Below are 17,983 nucleotides of genomic sequence, written 5' to 3'. Positions count from 1 at the left end.
GTCAGGACTGGGCAGCCCTGCGATCGGTGATCAGCGTCATGTCGGCGTGCGCCAGGAGGCGAGTGGCGTCCCGGTCGAGGGAGAGCGGTCCTTCGACGCCGAGCGCGGCGCCGTCGAGCAGGCGGGACAGCACGGCGGCCTTCCTCGCGCCGTGCATGCCGAGCGCCCTGACCGGATCGGTCTCGGGATCCCGCGTGTCGATGAGACGGACGACCAGGTCGTCCCGGTGGAAGACGGTGCTGCGGTACACGGGGCCGGCGGGGTCGGCCGCGGCGGTCTCGTCCTGCTGGGCGAGCAGCCGTGCCAGCGCCATCCCGCAGCCCTCACGGGCCGGGTAGTACAGGGCGTGACGCCGCAGACCGGCCGGCTCCGGTCCGCCGCGCGCCACATGATGTACGGCCGGCATGGCCGCGCGGACGAAGAAGGTCCGTGCCGACGCGGGGTCGGTCAGATCCCTGCTCTGTTCCAGGTGCGGATTGAGGGCTTCCTCGACGGCCCGCACCTCCGGCTGACGCGAGACGTGGCGCAGCGCCGTCTGCAGATCGCCCTCCACCTCGACGGTGCGTACGACTCGGTTGCCGTGCATGAACAACGTCGTGCGGCGCAGTCGTGTGGAGTCGTCGGCGCGGGCCTCAGGCGGTGCGTATCCGGCGAGGATCTCCGCGACCTTCGACTCGGAGCCGGGCTTGACGGTGAACGTCAGCGCGTGGCGCGTCACTCCGTCGCCCACCCGCACCGGCGCCTGGACCCCGTCAGCGGTCCCGGCGGTGGACGGGAGGGCCCGCCCGGTGTCACGGACGATGCTGTAACGCATCGACCGGAGGTCCCGGACGCAGTCCTGCATGGGCCTGACGGTCTCCAGGTGCTCCTCGCTGTTCACCCAGGCGAGATACGGCGGCGCGGTCGCCCATTCGCTCGTGATGAGCCACTGGGACGGGTTCTCCACGGACTGGCACAGCTGGTCACCGAGATGACCGGGAATCGACGCGACCCGGCTGCGCATGTGCTCGTACGCGTCGAGGAACCGTTGCTGGGCGCCTTCGTGGAGATCGACGAGCAGGATGACGCGCAGCCTGGAACCATCGAACGCCGACTGGGAGGTGTACGTCGAAGTGTTCACCGGCAGGCCCTTCCTTTACTGGGCAGACGGCGGCCGCCGCGCCCGGCTGGGGGATGGCGGTCGGCCCTGAGCCCTCATCGTGGGTCGGTGTGCCGGACTCCGCGAGCCGCACGGGTCATCAGGGGGAACTGCCCGGTGCACAGGTCGAGCCGCTCCGGCGCGGATCCGGCCCTGGCCACGGCACAGCACAGCCCCGGCTCGTCACGAGCCGGGGCTGTGGTCCTTGCGGCCTACTCGGCGATGTGCCGCTCCACCGTCTCCACCTTGGAGGTGAGCCCGTCCGTCACCCCGGGCCGGATGTCCGCCTTGAGGACGAGGGACACCCGGGGTGCCCGCCGCTCCACGGCGGCCACCGCGCGCCGGACGACGTCCATGACCTCGTCCCACTCCCCCTCGACGGACGTGAACATCGCGTCGGTACGGTTCGGCAGCCCCGACTCGCGCACCACGCGCACGGCGTCGGCGACGTACTCCCCCACGTCCTCACCGACCCCCAACGGCGTCACGGAGAAGGCGACGATCATGCCTTCACGGCCCCTTCCTGGCGCGCCCGGGACGCGATCACCGCGTCCTCGGTCTCACGCCGCAGCTTGCGCTCGGCGAAGAACCCGCCGGCGGGCAGCACCGAGAGGACGAAGTACAGCGCGGCGGTCTTCACCGACCACTTGGTCCGGTTCCACGCGTCGGCCCAGAAGATCACGTACAGGATGAACAGGACACCGTGCACCATGCCCATCACCGGCACGGCGTTGAAGTCCGTGGTCCGCTTCAGCACCGAGCAGACCAGCAGGAGGAGGAAGGAGATCGCCTCGGGGGCCGAGACCAGGCGGAGGCGGCGGATGGCGGTGGCGGTCTTGAGGTCCACGGGTCACCTTCGGTGAGAGACGGTCTTGCTGCGGCCTGACGCTTTGTGAACGCACGCACAAGCGTCCCGCCCATTGTGGCAAACCGCTGTGGGCCCCCGGCCCCTAGGGGTGCGGTCAGGGTCGTTCTCCACCCACGGGCCCTGTCCGCAGCGCCCGGCCTGCGGCTACCTTCGCAGACGTGGCGATGTTCCGACTTCAGAGCAGCAAGGTGCTCGCCGTCGACATGACCGGAGACGCCGTCAAGGCGAAGAACGGCTCGATGGTCGCGTACGACGGCGAGATGGCCTTCAAGAAGCTCAGCGGCGGCGGCGAGGGCATCCGGGGCATGGTGACCCGGCGGCTGACCGGTGAGCAGATGACGTTGATGGAGGTGAAGGGCCGGGGGACCTGCTGGTTCGCCGACCGGGCCTCGGAGATCAACCTGGTCAGCATCCAGGGCGACAAGCTCTACGTGGAGTCGAGCAACCTGCTCGCGACCGACGGCGGGCTGCGCACGGGGACGGAGTTCACCGGCCTGCGTGGGGCCTCGCAGGGCAACGGGCTGTTCACGACGACCGTCGAGGGCCACGGCCAGGCGGCGATCATGTCGGACGGCCCGGCGGTGGTGCTGCGGGTGAGCGCGCAGTACCCGCTGACCGTCGACCCGGGGGCGTACGTGGCGCACCAGGGCAACCTGCGGCAGTCCTTCCAGTCCGGTGTGACGTTCCGCACGCTGCTCGGGGAGGGCGGCGGCGAGGCCTTCCAGATGCGGTTCGAGGGGGACGGGCTGGTGTACGTGCAGCCGAGCGAGCGGAACACGATCGCGGGAGACGTGTGACATGGCCTTCCGGGAGATCAACGCGAAGATGGTCGAGGCGACGGTCGCGCCGGGGCAGCGGCTGTTCAGCCAGCGCGGCGCGATGCTCGCCTACAAGGGAGAGGTGTCCTTCACGCCCAACATGGCGGGCGGCCAGGGCGGGATCATGTCGATGATCGGCCGCCGGGTCGCCGACGAGGACACGCCGCTGATGACCGTCGAGGGCAGCGGCACGGTCCTCTTCGGGCACGGCGGGCACCACGTCCAGGTCATCCGGCTCGCCGGCGACACGCTGTACGTGGAGGCCGACCGCCTCCTGGCCTTCGAGGGCACGCTCCAGCAGGGCACGATGTTCCTGGGCTCGCAGGGCGGCGTCATGGGCATGGTCCGGGGGCAGGTCAGCGGCCAGGGACTGTTCACGACCACGCTGAAGGGGCACGGGGCCGTCGCGGTCATGGCCCACGGCGGCGTCATCGAGATCCCGATCACCCCGCAGCGGCCGGTGCACGTGGACCCGCAGGCCTACGTCGCCCACCACGGCGACGTCCGCAACAAGCTGTCCGCAGCCCTGGGCTGGCGGGACATGGTGGGGCGCGGCTCGGGCGAGGCGTTCCAGCTGGAGCTCAGCGGCAGCGGTGCGGTGTACGTCCAGGCGTCGGAGGAGAAGCTGTGAGCACGTACGGAACCCCGGGCGCGGGCCCCGCGGTCTTCGACCCGGCGACGCTGCCGCCCGACGACAACGTCAACCCCTACACCTTCTGCGTGGAGCTCAAGGGGAGCCAGTGGTTCCTGCAGAAGGGGAAGATGATCGCCTACTACGGCTCGATCGACTTCAACGGCGTCGGACACGGCCGGCTGGACCGCCTTGTCCGCACGTCCTTCCATTCGCCTCTGCACGCGAGCGACTGGGTCGTGGCGGAGGGCTCGGGCAAGATGCTCCTCGCCGACCGGGCCTTCGACGTGAACTCGTACGACCTCGAGGACGGCAATCTGACCATTCGCTCGGGCAATCTGCTCGCTTTTCAGCCAACTCTGGCACTGAAGCAATCAATCGTGCCGGGTTTTCTGACGCTCATCGGAACCGGAAAGTTCGTGGCCGCCTCGAACGGCCCGGTGGTGTTCATGGAACCCCCGATCCGGGTCGACCCCCAGGCCCTGGTCGGCTGGGCCGACTGCCCCTCCCCCTGCCACCACTACGACCACGGGTACATGACCGGCGTGATGGGCGGTCTACGTGCGCTGACGGGCCTCGGAGGGGCCTCCGGCGAGGAGCACCAGTTCGAGTTCGTCGGCGCCGGCACGGTACTGCTCCAGTCGTCCGAGACCCTGATGGCCGAGCAGGCCACGGGGGCCGTTCCGCACCAGGCGGGCGTGCCCGGCGGCGGGGCGCACAGCCCCCAGGCAGGGCAGTCCGGGGCACCGCGCCTTCCCGGACAGCTGGGCGACCTCCAGCGTCGCTTCGGGCTGTGAGCGGTAGTCTGCGGAGTGTGACATCGAACGCCTGCGCACCAACGTTCGGCAGGTGTGCGCCGTCACGCGAAAACCCTCACTAGTTCGCCTTTCAACCTTTTAGGTAGACTTCATTCATGGAGACCGAGACGGCCACCCGCTGGCTGACCGATGCGGAGCAGTGCGCCTGGCGCACCCACCTGGAGGTCAACAGGCTGTTGACGTACCAGCTCGAGAAGGACTTGCAGCCGTTCGGCCTGACAATGAACGACTACGAGATCCTGGTGAATCTCTCCGAGTCGGAGGACCTGCGGATGCGGATGAGCGACCTCGCCTCCGCCACCCTCCAGTCCAAGAGCCGCCTCTCGCACCAGATCACGCGCATGGAGAACGCGGACCTGGTCCGGCGGGAGAACTGCGAGTCCGACCGCCGGGGGCTCTACGCGGTCCTCACCGAGCACGGCATGGCGACGATGCGGAAGGTCGCGCCCCACCATGTGGCGTCCGTGCGGAGGCACTTCATCGACCTGCTGTCCCCCGAGGCCCTGACGGAGCTCGACAAGGCCCTCAAGCCCATCGCCGAGCACCTGCGCGGCCAGCGCGGGCGCCCGTAACCGGAGTTCTCTAGGCGAGCGGCAGGCGGAGTTCGAACAGGGCTCCGCCTGCGGGTCCCTGTCCGGCCGTGAGCGTGCCGCCGTGCCGTACGGCCACGTCCCGGGCGATGGCGAGCCCCAGCCCGGCACCCCCGTCGTCGCGGCTGCGGGCGGCGTCCAGCCGTACGAACCGTTCGAAGATCCGCTCCCGGTCGGCCTCGGGCACGCCCTCCCCGTCGTCCGCCACACCGACCACGGCCCGGTCCCCCTCCCGCCGCACGCTCACGGTGACGGCCGTCCGGGCATGCCGCTGGGCGTTGTCGAGCAGATTGGCGAGCACCCGCCCCAACTGCCCCCGCGATCCGGCCACCTCCACCGGCTCCGCGTCCACGGTCACACCCGTCCGCCCCTCGGCCTCCTCCCGGGCCAGCCCGGCCAGGTCGACCTTCGCGTCGCCCGGCCGCTCCCCCGCGTCCAGCCGGGCGAGCAACAGCAGATCGGCCGCCAGCCGCTGGAGCCGTACGGTGTCCTCCACGGCCCCGTCGAGGTCCAGCAGCTCGGGGTGTGCGGCGGCCACCTCCAGCTGCGTCCGCAGCGAGGCGATCGGGCTGCGCAGCTCGTGGGAGGCGTCGGCGACGAAGCGCCGCTGCCGCTCCACGGAGGTCTCCAGCGCCGCGAGCGTCTCGTTGGTGGTGCTGGCGAGCCGGGCGATCTCGTCGTGCGTGTCCGGCTCCGGGACGCGCCGCGCGAGGTCCTCGGAGGCGGTGATCGCGGCCATCTCGCGCCGGATGCCCTCCACGGGCCGCAGAGCCCGCCGGGTGACCAGCCAGGTCACGCCCGCGACGACGCCGAGCAGCAGCGGGAACCCGATCAGCATCACCGTCAGCGCGGTGCGCACGGCCCCGTGCTCGGCGGCCAGCGGGGCACCGGCGTAGACCTTGAGGGTCCCCCGGTCGTGCGTCTCGACCTCCACCGCGGCGTACCGGTAGTCCTCCGTGTCGCCGTCGACCGTCGCGGACCCGTTGCTGAAGACGCTCTTCGTGGCGATCTCCCCGGGTTCGAGGGCCTCGCCCGCGTCGTCGGGGTCGGCCTCGTCATCGTCGTCCCCGCGCGGCGCCACCGCCGGCTGCGGCTTCACCTGCGTACTGTCAGTGCCGCTGATCCGCTCCAGGTCCTCGCTGGCCGCGACCAGCCGCCTGTCCTCGTCGAGCACCTGCACGGGCCCGACGTCCCCGTCCAGCCCGGACAGCTTGTCGTACGCCGTCCCGGCCGCGAGCTCGGAGGCGACCGCCCGCGCGGAGCGCTCCGCCGTGGTGCCGGCCTCCCCCATCAGGTTGGACCGCAGCGACAGCAGCACGGCGGCCCCGGCCGCGACGAGCGCCACCGCGACCACCAGCGTGGCACCCAGCGTGGCCCGCGCCCGGACGGATCCGAACAGCCGCCTCACGGCGAGGTTTCCAGCCGGTACCCGGCCCCGCGCACGGTCCGGATCAGCCCCGCCCGCAGCTTCCGCCGCAGGGTGCTGACGTACACCTCGACGATGTTCGGATCACCCTCGTACGCGAAGTCCCAGACGTGCTCCAGGATCTCGGACTTGGACACCACCTCGCCGGCCCGCAGCACGAGCTGCTCCAGCACGGAGAACTCCTTGGCGGTGAGGGCGATCTCCTCCTCCCCCAGGAAGACCCGCCGGGCAGCCGTGTCCACCTTCAGATCCCCGTGCACATGCACGGGCGAGGCCCCCGCGCCCACCCCGCGCCGCCGCAGCAGCGCCTTGATCCGGGCGACGAGCACCACATACGAGAACGGCTTGGTCAGATAGTCGTCCGCGCCCGTGTCGAGCCCCTCGGCCTCGTCGTACTCGCCGTCCTTGGCGGTCAGCATCAGGATCGGCACCTCGTGCCCGGCGGCGCGCAGGGCGGCGCAGACCCGGTAGCCGTTGAGCCCCGGCAGCATGATGTCGAGGATCACCAGGTCGTACGTCCCTTCCGAGGCCTGGTGCAGCCCCTCCCGTCCGTCGTGGACGACGTCCACGGCGTACCCCTCGGCCGTCAGGCCCCTGGCGAGCGACAGGGCCAGCCGCTTCTCGTCCTCCACGATCAACAGGCGCATGGGTAAAGAGTGGCAAAGCCAGCCTGAAGATCCCTTCAGGGGGCTTCAGCTTCCTCTCAGCCTCCGTCGGCGACATTGAAGACGTCGAAAACGAAACGACTCGGGAGGAATCCGCATGAAGCGCAACATCGTGATCGCCGCTGTGACCGCTGCCGCTCTGATCGGAGGCGGTACGGCCACGGCTCTCGCGACCACGGGAGACGACAAGGGCTCGGCGCGGCAGGCGGCGAACACCCGGCTGGCGGACGACGACGGCCGTGACGACCGCGACGACGACACGCGGGTGGCTTCTGCCGATGTGACGGCGTCCGAGGCCATCGCCTCCGCGCTGAAGCACACGTCGGGCACGGCCGTCTCCGCGGAGCTGGACGACGAGGACGACAGCGACAAGGTGATCTGGAAGGTCGACGTCCTGTCCGGTGACAACACCTGGCACAGCGTGAGCGTCGACCCGTCCAACGGCAAGGTCCTCGGTTCGCACGCCGACGACGAGGACGACACGGCGCAGGTGCGGGCGGCGCTGAAGGGCTCTTCCGTGACGGCCGAGGAGGCCGCGAAGGCTGCCGCCGGCAAGGGCACGGTGACGTCCGTGGACCTGGACGAGGACGGCAGGAACAAGTCCTGGGAGGCCGAGACGCACAAGTCCGGCGGCGCCGAGCAGGACTGGAAGATCGACCTCAAGACAGGCAAGACCACGGCGGACCGCGCCGACGACCAGGACGACGACCAGGACTGACCACTCACTGCCTGTTTCCGACCGCCCCGGCGTCCGTGCTGACGCCGGGGCGTTACGCAACCCGGCGCCGCGGGGTGCCGCTTCTGTGGGACGGGTGCCGCCCCAGCGGCACGACTGCCCGCAGCTGGGTGAGCCACGACGCGCCCGCAGCCGCCGGACGGCGCAAGGGGACGTGTCGGGGGGTGTCCGCCCGCAGCGGTTGGCGCGTCAACGCCAGTCAGTCGGTAAGACACCCCATCGCGCCGTTCCGAGGACGGACACCCCCCGGCGCGGCCCCGACCCACACCGGGCGTCAGGCGAAGGCGCGCACCCCCACCGAAGCAGCCACGGGCCGCCGCTCAGCCCTCCGTCAACCCCGCGACCAGCTCATCAGCCGCCCGATAAGGATCCAGCTCCCCCGCCACGATCCGCTCGGCCAGAGCCCCGAGGCGCCGATCCCCGTGCAGGTCCCCGATCCGCTCCCGCAGCGCCGTCACCGCGATCGTCTCGACCTCCCGCGCCGCCCGGGACATCCGCCGCTCCGCGAGCACCCCCCGCTCCTCCATCCAGGCCCGGTGCTTCTCCAGCGCCTCGACGACCTCGTCCATGCCCTCCCCGCGCGCGGCGACCGTCTTCACGATCGGGGGACGCCAGTCACCCGGCCCCCGCGCCTCCCCCAGCCCCAGCATGTGGTTCAGCTCGCGAGCCGTCGCATCGGCCCCGTCCCGGTCGGCCTTGTTCACGACGTACACGTCACCGATCTCCAGGATCCCGGCCTTGGCCGCCTGGATCCCGTCCCCCATCCCCGGCGCGAGCAGCACGACGGACGTGTCCGCCTGCGAGGCGATCTCCACCTCCGACTGCCCGACCCCCACCGTCTCGACGAGGATCACGTCGCACCCGGCGGCGTCCAGCACCCGGATGGCCTGCGGCGCGGCCCACGCGAGCCCGCCCAGATGCCCGCGCGTCGCCATGGAGCGGATGTACACGCCCGGGTCGGACGCGTGCTCCGACATCCGCACCCGGTCCCCGAGCAGCGCACCGCCCGAGAACGGGGACGACGGGTCGACGGCGAGCACGCCGACCCGCTTGCCCTGCTTGCGGTACGCGGAGACCAGCGCCGAGGTCGACGTGGACTTGCCGACCCCGGGCGACCCGGTCAGCCCCACCACATACGCGTTGCCCGCCAACGGCGCCAGCGCCGCCATGACCTCCCTGAGCTGCGGGGACGCCCCCTCCACCAGGGAGATCAGCCGGGCCACGGCCCGCGGCCGGCCCTCCCTGGCCTGGGCGACCAGCGTGGAGACGTCCTGCATCACAGCTCCGTTCGGGTGAGGGAGGTCCAAGAACCGGTGCTCAGCTCTTCGGTACCCGCACGATCAGCGCGTCACCCTGACCACCGCCACCGCACAGCGCGGCCGCGCCCACGCCACCGCCCCGCCGCTTCAGCTCCAGCGCGAGATGCAGCACGAGACGCGCACCGGACATCCCGATCGGGTGACCCAGGGCAATGGCACCGCCGTTGACATTCACCTTTTCGGTGGACACCCCGAGGTCCTTCATCGACTGCACGGCAACCGCCGCGAACGCCTCGTTGATCTCGATGAGGTCGAGGTCCGAGACCTCCAGCCCCTCCTTCTTGAGCGCGTGCAGGATCGCGTTGGACGGCTGGGACTGGAGCGAGTTGTCCGGCCCGGCCACGTTCCCGTGCGCCCCGATCTCGGCGATCCACTCCAGGCCGAGCTCCTGCGCCTTGGCCTTGCTCATCACGACCACGGCGGCGGCACCGTCGGAGATCTGCGACGCGGAACCGGCCGTGATCGTGCCGTCCTTGGAGAAGGCGGGGCGCAACTTGCCCAGCGACTCCACCGTCGTGTCGCCCCGGATGCCCTCGTCCTTGCTGAACAGCACCGGGTCGCCCTTGCGCTGCGGGATCTCGACCGGCGTGATCTCGGCCTCGAACAGGCCGTTCTTCTGCGCGGCGGCGGCCCGCTGGTGCGACAGCGCGGCGATCTCGTCCTGCTCGGCCCGGCCGATGCCGAGGCGCGTGTTGTGCTTCTCCGTCGACTCGCCCATGGCGACGCCCTCGAAGGAGTCGGTCAGCCCGTCGTACGCCATGGCGTCGAGCATCTGGACCGCGCCGTACTTGAAGCCCTCACGGGACTTCGGCAGCAGGTGCGGGGCGTTGGTCATGGACTCCTGGCCGCCGGCGACGACCACGTCGAATTCACCCGCGCGGATCAACTGATCCGCGAGCGCGATCGCGTCGAGCCCGGACAGACACACCTTGTTGATGGTCAGCGCCGGCACGTTCATCGGGATGCCCGCCTTGACCGCGGCCTGGCGCGCCGGGATCTGCCCCGCCCCGGCCTGGAGCACCTGGCCCATGATCACGTACTGCACCTGGTCGCCGCCGATCCCCGCACGGTCGAGGGCGGCCTTGATCGCGAAGCCGCCGAGGTCGGCTCCGGAGAAGGGCTTCAGCGAGCCCAGCAGCCGTCCCATGGGCGTACGCGCGCCCGAGACGATCACCGAGCTGTTCGCTCCAGAAGTTCCAGAAGTCATGAGCTGCGATCCCCTTACCGGCTGCACAGCCGAGGAGTGAACGAGGGTTTACTTCGAATGTACTGAGTGGCACTCCGTGCCGTCATCGGGCTGTCGGTGTGATCGCGCGCACGTTGCGTAACCACCGCCGGAGCGCTGCACTGAATCCATGCTGACGCGAATCGACCACATCGGGATCGCCTGTTTCGACCTCGACAAGACTGTCGAGTTCTACCGTGCCACCTACGGCTTCGAGGTGTTCCACTCCGAGGTCAACGAGGAGCAGGGCGTGCGCGAGGCCATGCTCAAGATCAACGACACGTCCGACGGCGGCGCCTCGTACCTCCAGCTCCTGGAGCCGACCCGCGAGGACTCCACCGTCGCGAAGTGGCTCGCGAAGAACGGGGAGGGCGTCCACCACATCGCCTTCGGCACGGCGGACGTCGACGGGGACGCCGCGGAGATCAAGGACAAGGGCGTACGCGTGCTCTACGAAGAGCCGCGACGCGGCTCCATGGGGTCACGGATCACCTTCCTGCACCCCAAGGACTGCCATGGCGTACTGACAGAACTGGTCACTTCGGCGCCTGTTGAGTCACCTGAGCACTGACCCTCGTACATAGGGGCCGGTAGGGTTGGGTGCGGTCGCCGCTCAGCCAGGGTGACCGCGGTCCCGCCGTGCGACGGCAGGACCACCGGGGTCCGGGTTTCGGGGGAAGAGCGTCGGGGCAGCAGCCCGTGCTCCGCCGATGATCTGACACCATTCCCCGGGGGCCCCGTTCGGCGGATGGACGGAGCTCGTTCGGAAAGAGTTGCGACCAGGGGACGGATGGGACCGCGCAGTGCGGGGCTACGAGAGCCAGGAGCGAGAGCCGGCGGCTGACGTCGACCACCTCTCTCGGTTCGAAGCCGAGATGAAGCGGCTGAAGACCGAACGGGAAAAGGCGATCCAGCACGCCGAGGACCTCGGCTACCAGGTCGAGGTGCTGCGCGCCAAGCTGCACGAGGCGCGGCGCACCATCATGTCCCGGCCCTCCTTCGACGGGGGCGACATCGGCTGGCAGGCCGAGCAGTTGCTGCGCAACGCGCAGATGCAGGCCGACCAGATCCGCGCGGACGCCGACCGCGAGCTGAGCGAGGCCCGGGCTCAGACCCAGCGGATCCTCCAGGAGCACGCCGAGCAGGCGGCCCGCCTCCAGGCGGAGCTGCACCAGGAGGCGGTGACCCGCCGCCAGCAGCTGGACCAGGAACTGGCCGAGCGCCGCCAGACGGTCGAGTCGCACGTCAACGAGAACGTGGCGTGGGCGGAGCAGCTGCGGGCCCGCACCGAGCAGCAGGCCCGCCGGCTGCTGGAGGAGTCCCGCGCCGAGGCCGAGCAGGCCCTGGCCACCGCCCGTGCGGAGGCCGAGCGGCTGACCACCGAGGCCCGGCAGCGGCTGACGGGCGCGGCCGAGGAGGCCCGCGCCGAGGCCGAGCAGATCCTGCGGCGCGCCCGCACGGACGCCGAGCGGCTGCTCAACGCCGCCTCCACACAGGCCCAGGAGGCCACCGACCACGCCGAGCAGCTGCGCACGTCCACGGCCACGGAGTCGGAGTCGGCGCGCCGCCGGGCCCAGGAGCTGAGCAAGGCCGCCGAGCAGCGGATGACCGAGGCCGAGGAGGCGCTGCGCAAGGCGCAGGCCGAGGCGGACAAGGTGGTCACGGAGGCCAAGGAGGCCGCCGCCAAGGCCCTGGCGAGCGCCGAGTCGGCGAACGAGACGCGCACGCGCACGGCCAAGGAGCAGGTCGCCCGGCTGGTCGAGGAGGCCACGAAGGAGGCCGAGAACACCAAGTCCGAGGCCGAGCAGCTCGTCGCCGACGCCCGCGCCGAGGCCGAGAAGATCGTCGCGGAGGCCGCGGAGAAGGCCCGTACGCTCACCGCCGAGGAGACCGCGACCCAGCTGTCCAAGGCGGCCCGGACCGCCGAGGAGGTCCTCAACAAGGCGTCGGAGGACGCCAAGAAGACCACCAAGGCCGCGGCCGAGGAGGCCGAGCGGATCCGCAAGGAGGCCGAGGCCGAGGCGGACCGGCTGCGCGCCGAGGCGCACGACATCGCCGAGCAGCTCAAGGGCGCGGCGAAGGACGACACCAAGGAGTACCGCGCCAAGACGGTCGAGCTGCAGGAGGAGGCCCGCCGGCTGCGCGGCGAGGCCGAGCAGCTGCGGGCCGACGCGGTCGACGAGGGCGAGAAGATCCGCGCCGAGGCCCGCAAGGAGGCCGTGGCGCAGATCGAGGAGGCGGCGAAGTCCGCCGAGGAGCTGCTCGCCAAGGCCAAGGCCGACGCGGACGAGCTGCGCACGACCGCCCAGACGGACAGCGAGAAGGTCCGCACCGAGGCGATCGAGCGGGCGACGACCCTGCGCCGGCAGGCCGAGGAGACCCTCCAGCGCACCCGGCAGGAGGCCGAGCGGCACCGCGAGGAGGTCATCGAGCAGGCCGAGTCCCTCAAGGCGGACGCCGAGCGGGCGGCGCGGGAGCTGCAGGAGGAGACCGAGCGGGCCATGGAGGCCCGTCGCGCGGAGGCCGCCGAGGAGCTGACGCGGCTCCAGACCGAGGCCCAGGAGCGGCTGGCGGCCGCCGAGCAGGCGCTGTCGGACGCCCGGGAGGAGGCCGCGCGGATCCGCCGCGAGGCCGCCGAGGAGAACGAGCGGCTGCGCGCCGAGGCCGCCGAGCGGATCCGTACGCTCCAGCAGCAGGCCGAGGCGGAGGCCGAACGGCTGCGCGACGAGGCCGCGTCCGACGCGTCCGCGGCGCGCGCCGAGGGCGAGGCCGTCGCCGTACGCCTGCGCTCGGAGGCCGCGAGCGAGGCCGAGCGGCTGAAGTCGGAGGCGCAGGAGAGCGCCGACCGGATGCGCGCGGAGGCCCAGGCCGCCGCCGAGCGGCTCGCCACGGAGGCGTCCGAGACGCTGGCCGCCGCCCAGGAGGAGGCCAACCGGCGCCGCCGCGAGGCCGAGGAACTCCTCGGCAGCGCCCGGCAGGAGGCCGACCAGGAGCGCGAGCGGGCCCGCGAGCAGAGCGAGGAGCTGCTGGCCTCGGCGCGCAAGCGCGTGGAGGAGGCCCAGACCGAGGCCGTACGGCTGGTCGAGGAGGCCGACCGGCGGGCCACGGAGATGGTGTCGGCGGCCGAGCAGCACGCGCAGCAGGTCCGGGACTCCGTCGCGGGGCTGCACGAGCAGGCCCAGGAGGAGATCGCCGGGCTGCGCAGCGCCGCGGAGCACGTGGCGGACCGTACGCGGCGGGAGGCCCAGGAGGAGGCGGACCGCGTCCGCGCCGACGCCTACGCCGAGCGGGAGCGGGCGAGCGAGGACGCGGGCCGGCTGCGGCGCGCGGCGCACGAGGAGTCCGAGGCCGCCAAGGCGCTCGCCGAGCGGACGATGTCCGAGGCGATCGCGGAGGCGGAGCGGATCCGCACGGAGGTCGCCGAGCACGCCCAGCGGGTGCGCACGGAGGCGTCGGACACCATCGCCGAGGCCGAGCAGAGCGCCGCGCGCACCCGGGCGGACGCCCGCGAGGACGCCAACCGCATCCGGTCGGACGCGGCGACGCAGGCGGACACCCTCATCACCGAGGCGCGCAGCGAGGCGGAGCGGCTCACGACCGAGACGGTCCAGGAGACCGACCGGCTGCGGATGGAGACGGTCACCGAGGCCGAGCGGGTCCGTACGGAGGCCATCTCCGAGGCGGAGCGCGTCCGTTCCGAGGCGGCCGCGGAGGCCGAGCGGCTGCGGTCCGAGTCGGTCGCCAAGGCCGACCAGCTGATCGGGGAGGCCACCGGCGAGGCGGAGCGGCTGCGCGCCGAGGCCGCCGAGACGGTCGGCTCCGCCCAGCAGCACGCCGAGCGGGTCCGCAGCGAGGCCGAGCGCGTCAAGGCCGACGCGGAGGCGGAGGCGGAGCGGCTCGTGGCGTCGGCACGCGAGGAGGCCGACCGCACGCTGGACGAGGCCCGCAAGGACGCCAACAAGCGGCGCTCCGAGGCGGCCGAGCAGGTCGACAAGCTCATCTCGGAGACCACGGCCGAGGCGGACAAGCTGCTCACGGAGGCGCAGCAGCAGGCGCACAAGACCACCGCGGAGGCCGAGTCGCAGGCCGACACGATGGTGGGCGCGGCCCGTACGGAGGCCGACCGGATCGTGTCCGAGGCGACGGTCGAGGGCAACTCGCTGGTGGAGAAGGCCCGTACGGACGCGGACGAGCTGCTGGTCGGCGCGCGCCGGGACGCCACGCAGATCCGGGAGCGGGCCGAGGAGCTGCGCGACCGCATCACGGCGGAGATCGAGGAGCTGCACGAGCGGGCCCGCCGCGAGTCGGCCGAGACGATGAAGTCGGCGGGCGACCGCTGCGACGCGCTCGTCAAGGCCGCCGAGGAGCAGCTCGCGAAGGCGCAGGCGCAGGCCAAGGAGATCGTGTCGGAGGCCAACTCCGAGGCGGGCAAGGTCCGTATCGCCGCCGTGAAGAAGGCCGAGGGGCTGCTCAAGGAGGCCGAGCAGAAGAAGACCACGCTGGTCCGGGAGGCCGAGGAGCTCAAGGCCGAGGCGATCCGCGAGGCCAAGCGTACGGTCGAGGAGGGCAAGCGCGAGCTGGAGGTCCTGGTCCGCCGCCGCGAGGACATCAATGCCGAGATCTCCCGTGTCCAGGACGTCCTGGAGGCGTTGGAGTCCTTCGAGGCCCCGTCCACGGCCAAGGACAACGGGGTCAAGGCGGGCGCGGCGGTCGGCGCACCCCGTTCGGGTGGCAAGTCCTCGGAAAGCTAGCGAAGCGGGGCGAATCCGGTGTGTGCTGGGGTCTTTGACCAAGTCTTTGGCAAGCAGTCTGACGGTCAGCCACCCAAAAGGGGTCTCATTTTGCAGACCAAACGCGCATCCGCTCGATGACACACCGTTCCGGCCCCTAGGATTCCACCTATCACCTCACCGGTCTCATTCGACAGGAACCCCATGAGCGACACTTCCCCCTACGGCTTCGAGCTTGTGCGGCGTGGGTACGACCGCGCTCAGGTGGACGAACGTATCTCCAAGCTCGTCTCCGACCGTGACAGCGCTCTCGCCCGCATCACCGCTCTGGAAAAGCGCATCGAGGAGCTCCACCTCGAGACGCAGAACGCCCAGGCCCAGATCAGCGACGCCGAGCCGTCCTACGCGGGCCTCGGCGCGCGCGTGGAGAAGATCCTCCGCCTCGCCGAGGAAGAGGCGAAGGACCTGCGCGAGGAGGCCCGGCGCGCGGCCGAACAGCACCGCGAACTCGCCGAGTCGGCCGCCCAGCAGGTGCGCAACGACGCCGAGGCGTACTCCGCGGAGCGCAAGGCCAAGGCCGAGGACGAGGGCCTGCGGATCGTCGAGAAGGCCAAGAGCGACGCGGCCCAGCTGCGTGCCGAGGCGCAGAAGGACGCGCAGTCCAAGCGCGAGGAGGCGGACGCCCTCTTCGAGGAGACCCGCGCCAAGGCCGCGCAGGCCGCCGCCGACTTCGAGACGAATCTGGCCAAGCGCCGCGAGCAGTCCGAGCGCGACCTGGCCTCCCGTCAGGCCAAGGCCGAGAAGCGCCTCGCCGAGATCGAGCACCGTGCCGAGCAGCTGCGCCTGGAGGCGGAGAAGCTGCGCACGGACGCCGAGCGCCGCGCCCGCCAGACGGTGGAGACGGCTCAGCGCCAGGCCGAGGACATCGTGGCCGACGCCAACGCCAAGGCCGACCGCATCCGTTCGGAATCCGAGCGCGAGCTGGCCGCCCTCACCAACCGCCGCGACAGCATCAACGCCCAGCTGACGAACGTCCGCGAGATGCTCGCGACGCTCACGGGCGCCGCGGTGGCCGCCGCCGGTACGCCGGCCGAGGACGAGCCGATCTCCCGTGGGGTCCCGGCCCAGCAGTCCCGGTAACAGCCCGGCATACGGAGTCTGAATCTCCGCAAAGCCCTCTGCCGCTCGGGTGGCAGAGGGCTTTGTCCCGTTCTAGCGTGGCGGCATGATTGAGCTCGAGGGGCTGACCAAGCGGTACGGCGAGAAGGTGGCGGTCAACAACCTGTCCTTCACCGTCAGACCGGGCATCGTCACCGGCTTCCTCGGACCGAACGGCGCCGGCAAGTCCACGACCATGCGGATGATCCTGGGTCTCGACCACCCGACCGCCGGCGACGTCCGCATCGACGGCAAGCACTACCAACAGCTCAAGGACCCGCTGACGTACATCGGCGCCCTGCTGGAGGCCAAGGCCTGGCACGGCGGGCGCAGCGCCTACAACCATCTGCTGTGCCTCGCGCAGAGCAACGGCATCCCGAAGCAGCGGGTGGGCGAGGTGCTGGAGACGGTCGGGCTGACGGCGGTCGCGAAGAAGAAGACCAAGGGCTTCTCGATGGGCATGGGGCAGCGGCTCGGCATCGCGGCCGCGCTGCTCGGCGACCCGCGGATCCTGATGTTCGACGAGCCGGTCAACGGCCTCGACCCCGAGGGCATCCACTGGATCCGCACCCTGATGAAGTCGCTCGCCGCGCAGGGCCGGACCGTGTTCGTCTCCTCCCACCTGATGAGCGAGATGGCCCTGACGGCCGATCATCTCGTCGTCATCGGGCAGGGGCGGCTGCTCGCGGACACCTCCATGGCCGACTTCATCGACCGGAACTCACGGTCGTACGTCCGGGTCCGCACACCGCAGCGGGAGCGGCTGCTGGACGTGCTGCACCAGGCCGGCATCGTCGTCGTCGAGAGCGGTGACGGGGTGCTGGAGGTGGACGGCGGCAAGGCCGAGCAGATCGGCGAGCTGGCGGCGCAGCACCGGATCACGCTGCACGAGCTGAGCCCGCAACAGGCGTCGCTGGAGGAGGCCTTCATGCGGCTGACGGCGGAGTCGGTGGAGTACCACGCACACAGCGAGACGAGCGCCGAGCCGCCACCGCAGCAGTGGGGCGACGGCTGGGGGAGGGGCTGACATGGCGGCTACGCAGGTCGTACGGTCGGAGTGGACCAAGATCCGGTCAGTGGCGTCCACGGTGTGGACACTGTCGCTGGTGGTGGTCGTGACGGTCGCCCTCGGCATGCTGATCTCGGCCCTGTCGAAGAACGAGTTCGACTCTATGGGCGCGCAGCAGCGGGCGGAGTTCGACCCGACGTTCATCAGCTTCGCGGGGATGAGCCTCGGCCAGCTGGCGATGATCGTGTTCGGGGTGCTGGTCGTGTCGAACGAGTACAGCACCGGCATGATCCGCAGTTCGCTGGCCGCGGTGCCGCAGCGCGGCTCCCTCCTGTTCAGCAAGATCGCGGTCGCCACCGCGCTCGCCCTCCTGGTCGGCCTCGTCACCAGCTTCGCCGCCTTCTTCCTGGGGCAGGCGATGCTCGGCGAGCACCGGGCGGACATCGGCGATCCGGGGGTGCTGCGGGCCGTGTTCGGCGGCGGCCTCTACATGGCCCTGATCGCGATGTTCTCCATGGGCGTCGCCACGATGCTGCGCTCGCCGATGCTGTCGCTGGGCATCCTGATGCCGTTCTTCTTCCTGATCTCCAACATCCTGGGCAACGTCGACGCGACGAAGAAGGTCGGCCGGTTCCTGCCCGACCAGGCCGGCAGCAGGATCATGCAGGTGGTGCCGCCCCTCGACGACGACACTCCGTACGGGCCCTGGGGCGGCCTGGGGATCATGGGGCTGTGGGTGCTCGCGGCGCTGATCGGCGGCTATGTGCTGCTGAAGAAGCGGGACGCCTAGGGGCTGTCGTTTGGATCACGCCGCAGACGCGGGGTCTGGCACGCACATCTGCCGCGTTGTCG

General features: G+C 71.2%; 17 protein-coding genes. 10 read left to right on the top strand and 7 right to left on the bottom strand.

Annotated elements, in window-relative coordinates; all coding sequences use genetic code 11:
* Position 1: 1 nt before the first annotated feature.
* From IE255_RS37185 to IE255_RS37175, 3 genes are all read right to left on the bottom strand, one after another.
* Entirely contained in the window at positions 2-1,120 is a 1,119-nt protein-coding gene (locus IE255_RS37185; protein ID WP_190054852.1) for a SchA/CurD-like domain-containing protein, read from the bottom strand.
* A 230-nt stretch (positions 1,121-1,350) separates the two neighbouring features.
* Positions 1,351-1,644 carry an MTH1187 family thiamine-binding protein gene (locus IE255_RS37180; protein WP_190054851.1) on the bottom strand — a complete coding sequence of 98 codons (294 nt, stop codon included), beginning with the start codon at positions 1,642-1,644 and terminating at the stop codon, positions 1,351-1,353.
* Positions 1,641-1,985 (bottom strand): DUF3817 domain-containing protein, encoded by a 345-nt coding sequence (locus IE255_RS37175; RefSeq protein WP_190054850.1) that lies wholly within the window; start codon positions 1,983-1,985, stop codon positions 1,641-1,643. The genes IE255_RS37180 and IE255_RS37175 overlap by 4 nt, the downstream gene beginning before the upstream one ends.
* A 185-nt stretch (positions 1,986-2,170) precedes the next feature.
* Here IE255_RS37175 and IE255_RS37170 point away from each other — a divergent pair, with 185 nt between their 5' ends.
* The 4 genes from IE255_RS37170 (at position 2,171) to IE255_RS37155 (ending at position 4,845) form a co-directional block, all read left to right on the top strand.
* The gene (locus IE255_RS37170; protein WP_031105041.1) at positions 2,171-2,803 is read left to right on the top strand and encodes an AIM24 family protein; all 633 of its coding nucleotides are present in this window, start codon (positions 2,171-2,173) and stop codon (positions 2,801-2,803) included.
* A gap of 1 nt (position 2,804) precedes the next feature.
* Positions 2,805-3,455: an AIM24 family protein gene (locus IE255_RS37165; protein WP_190054849.1), complete on the top strand. Its 651-nt coding sequence runs from the start codon at positions 2,805-2,807 to the stop codon at positions 3,453-3,455.
* On the top strand, positions 3,452-4,252 hold the full coding sequence (locus IE255_RS37160; RefSeq protein WP_190054848.1) for an AIM24 family protein: 801 nt from the start codon (positions 3,452-3,454) through the stop codon (positions 4,250-4,252). Before IE255_RS37165 ends, IE255_RS37160 begins: the two co-directional genes overlap by 4 nt.
* 116 nt (positions 4,253-4,368) lie before the next feature.
* Positions 4,369-4,845, top strand: a complete 477-nt coding sequence (locus tag IE255_RS37155; RefSeq protein ID WP_190054847.1) for a MarR family winged helix-turn-helix transcriptional regulator — start codon at positions 4,369-4,371, stop codon at positions 4,843-4,845.
* A 10-nt stretch (positions 4,846-4,855) separates the two neighbouring features.
* Here IE255_RS37155 and IE255_RS37150 read toward each other — a convergent pair whose 3' ends face one another.
* Entirely contained in the window at positions 4,856-6,271 is a 1,416-nt protein-coding gene (locus tag IE255_RS37150; protein ID WP_190054846.1) for a sensor histidine kinase, read from the bottom strand.
* Positions 6,268-6,936 (bottom strand): response regulator transcription factor, encoded by a 669-nt coding sequence (locus IE255_RS37145; protein ID WP_190054845.1) that lies wholly within the window; start codon positions 6,934-6,936, stop codon positions 6,268-6,270. Before IE255_RS37145 ends, IE255_RS37150 begins: the two co-directional genes overlap by 4 nt.
* Before the next feature lie 115 nt (positions 6,937-7,051).
* Here IE255_RS37145 and IE255_RS37140 point away from each other — a divergent pair, with 115 nt between their 5' ends.
* Positions 7,052-7,672 (top strand): PepSY domain-containing protein, encoded by a 621-nt coding sequence (locus tag IE255_RS37140; protein ID WP_190054844.1) that lies wholly within the window; start codon positions 7,052-7,054, stop codon positions 7,670-7,672.
* A gap of 338 nt (positions 7,673-8,010) precedes the next feature.
* Here IE255_RS37140 and meaB read toward each other — a convergent pair whose 3' ends face one another.
* Positions 8,011-8,967, bottom strand: coding sequence for a methylmalonyl Co-A mutase-associated GTPase MeaB (gene meaB / locus IE255_RS37135; protein WP_190054843.1), 957 nt, complete (start codon positions 8,965-8,967; stop codon positions 8,011-8,013).
* A gap of 40 nt (positions 8,968-9,007) precedes the next feature.
* On the bottom strand, positions 9,008-10,216 hold the full coding sequence (locus IE255_RS37130) for an acetyl-CoA C-acetyltransferase (protein WP_190054842.1): 1,209 nt from the start codon (positions 10,214-10,216) through the stop codon (positions 9,008-9,010).
* A 148-nt stretch (positions 10,217-10,364) separates the two neighbouring features.
* Here IE255_RS37130 and mce point away from each other — a divergent pair, with 148 nt between their 5' ends.
* The 5 genes from mce to IE255_RS37105 all read left to right on the top strand — a co-directional run bounded on the left by mce (position 10,365) and on the right by IE255_RS37105 (position 17,921).
* Positions 10,365-10,805, top strand: a complete 441-nt coding sequence (gene mce, locus IE255_RS37125) for a methylmalonyl-CoA epimerase (RefSeq protein WP_190054841.1) — start codon at positions 10,365-10,367, stop codon at positions 10,803-10,805.
* A 232-nt stretch (positions 10,806-11,037) separates the two neighbouring features.
* Positions 11,038-14,985 carry a polarized growth protein Scy gene (gene scy, locus IE255_RS37120; RefSeq protein WP_190054840.1) on the top strand — a complete coding sequence of 1,316 codons (3,948 nt, stop codon included), beginning with the start codon at positions 11,038-11,040 and terminating at the stop codon, positions 14,983-14,985.
* 183 nt (positions 14,986-15,168) lie between these two features.
* Complete coding sequence (locus IE255_RS37115; protein ID WP_190054839.1) at positions 15,169-16,104, top strand: coiled-coil domain-containing protein; 936 nt, start codon at positions 15,169-15,171, stop codon at positions 16,102-16,104.
* A gap of 85 nt (positions 16,105-16,189) precedes the next feature.
* On the top strand, positions 16,190-17,149 hold the full coding sequence (locus IE255_RS37110; RefSeq protein ID WP_190054838.1) for an ABC transporter ATP-binding protein: 960 nt from the start codon (positions 16,190-16,192) through the stop codon (positions 17,147-17,149).
* A 1-nt stretch (position 17,150) separates the two neighbouring features.
* Entirely contained in the window at positions 17,151-17,921 is a 771-nt protein-coding gene (locus IE255_RS37105; protein WP_190054837.1) for an ABC transporter permease, read from the top strand.
* Positions 17,922-17,983: the final 62 nt, after the last annotated feature.

Origin of the sequence: Streptomyces lomondensis (assembly GCF_014651035.1) — a bacterium.
GTDB lineage: Bacteria > Actinomycetota > Actinomycetes > Streptomycetales > Streptomycetaceae > Streptomyces > Streptomyces lomondensis.
This window is presented reverse-complemented; position numbering and strand designations above follow the sequence as displayed.

Excerpts from the sequence above, each read along its gene's own strand:
- IE255_RS37180 (WP_190054851.1), bottom strand. The coding sequence starts at position 1,644 with ATGATCGTCGCCTTCTCCGTGACGCCGTTGGGGGTCGGTGAGGACGTG.
- IE255_RS37170 (WP_031105041.1), top strand. The coding sequence starts at position 2,171 with ATGTTCCGACTTCAGAGCAGCAAGGTGCTCGCCGTCGACATGACCGGA.
- IE255_RS37165 (WP_190054849.1), top strand. The coding sequence starts at position 2,805 with ATGGCCTTCCGGGAGATCAACGCGAAGATGGTCGAGGCGACGGTCGCG.
- IE255_RS37155 (WP_190054847.1), top strand. The coding sequence starts at position 4,369 with ATGGAGACCGAGACGGCCACCCGCTGGCTGACCGATGCGGAGCAGTGC.
- IE255_RS37145 (WP_190054845.1), bottom strand. The coding sequence starts at position 6,936 with ATGCGCCTGTTGATCGTGGAGGACGAGAAGCGGCTGGCCCTGTCGCTC.
- IE255_RS37140 (WP_190054844.1), top strand. The coding sequence starts at position 7,052 with ATGAAGCGCAACATCGTGATCGCCGCTGTGACCGCTGCCGCTCTGATC.
- meaB (WP_190054843.1), bottom strand. The coding sequence starts at position 8,967 with ATGCAGGACGTCTCCACGCTGGTCGCCCAGGCCAGGGAGGGCCGGCCG.
- IE255_RS37130 (WP_190054842.1), bottom strand. The coding sequence starts at position 10,216 with ATGACTTCTGGAACTTCTGGAGCGAACAGCTCGGTGATCGTCTCGGGC.
- mce (WP_190054841.1), top strand. The coding sequence starts at position 10,365 with ATGCTGACGCGAATCGACCACATCGGGATCGCCTGTTTCGACCTCGAC.
- IE255_RS37115 (WP_190054839.1), top strand. The coding sequence starts at position 15,169 with ATGAGCGACACTTCCCCCTACGGCTTCGAGCTTGTGCGGCGTGGGTAC.
- IE255_RS37110 (WP_190054838.1), top strand. The coding sequence starts at position 16,190 with ATGATTGAGCTCGAGGGGCTGACCAAGCGGTACGGCGAGAAGGTGGCG.
- IE255_RS37105 (WP_190054837.1), top strand. The coding sequence starts at position 17,151 with ATGGCGGCTACGCAGGTCGTACGGTCGGAGTGGACCAAGATCCGGTCA.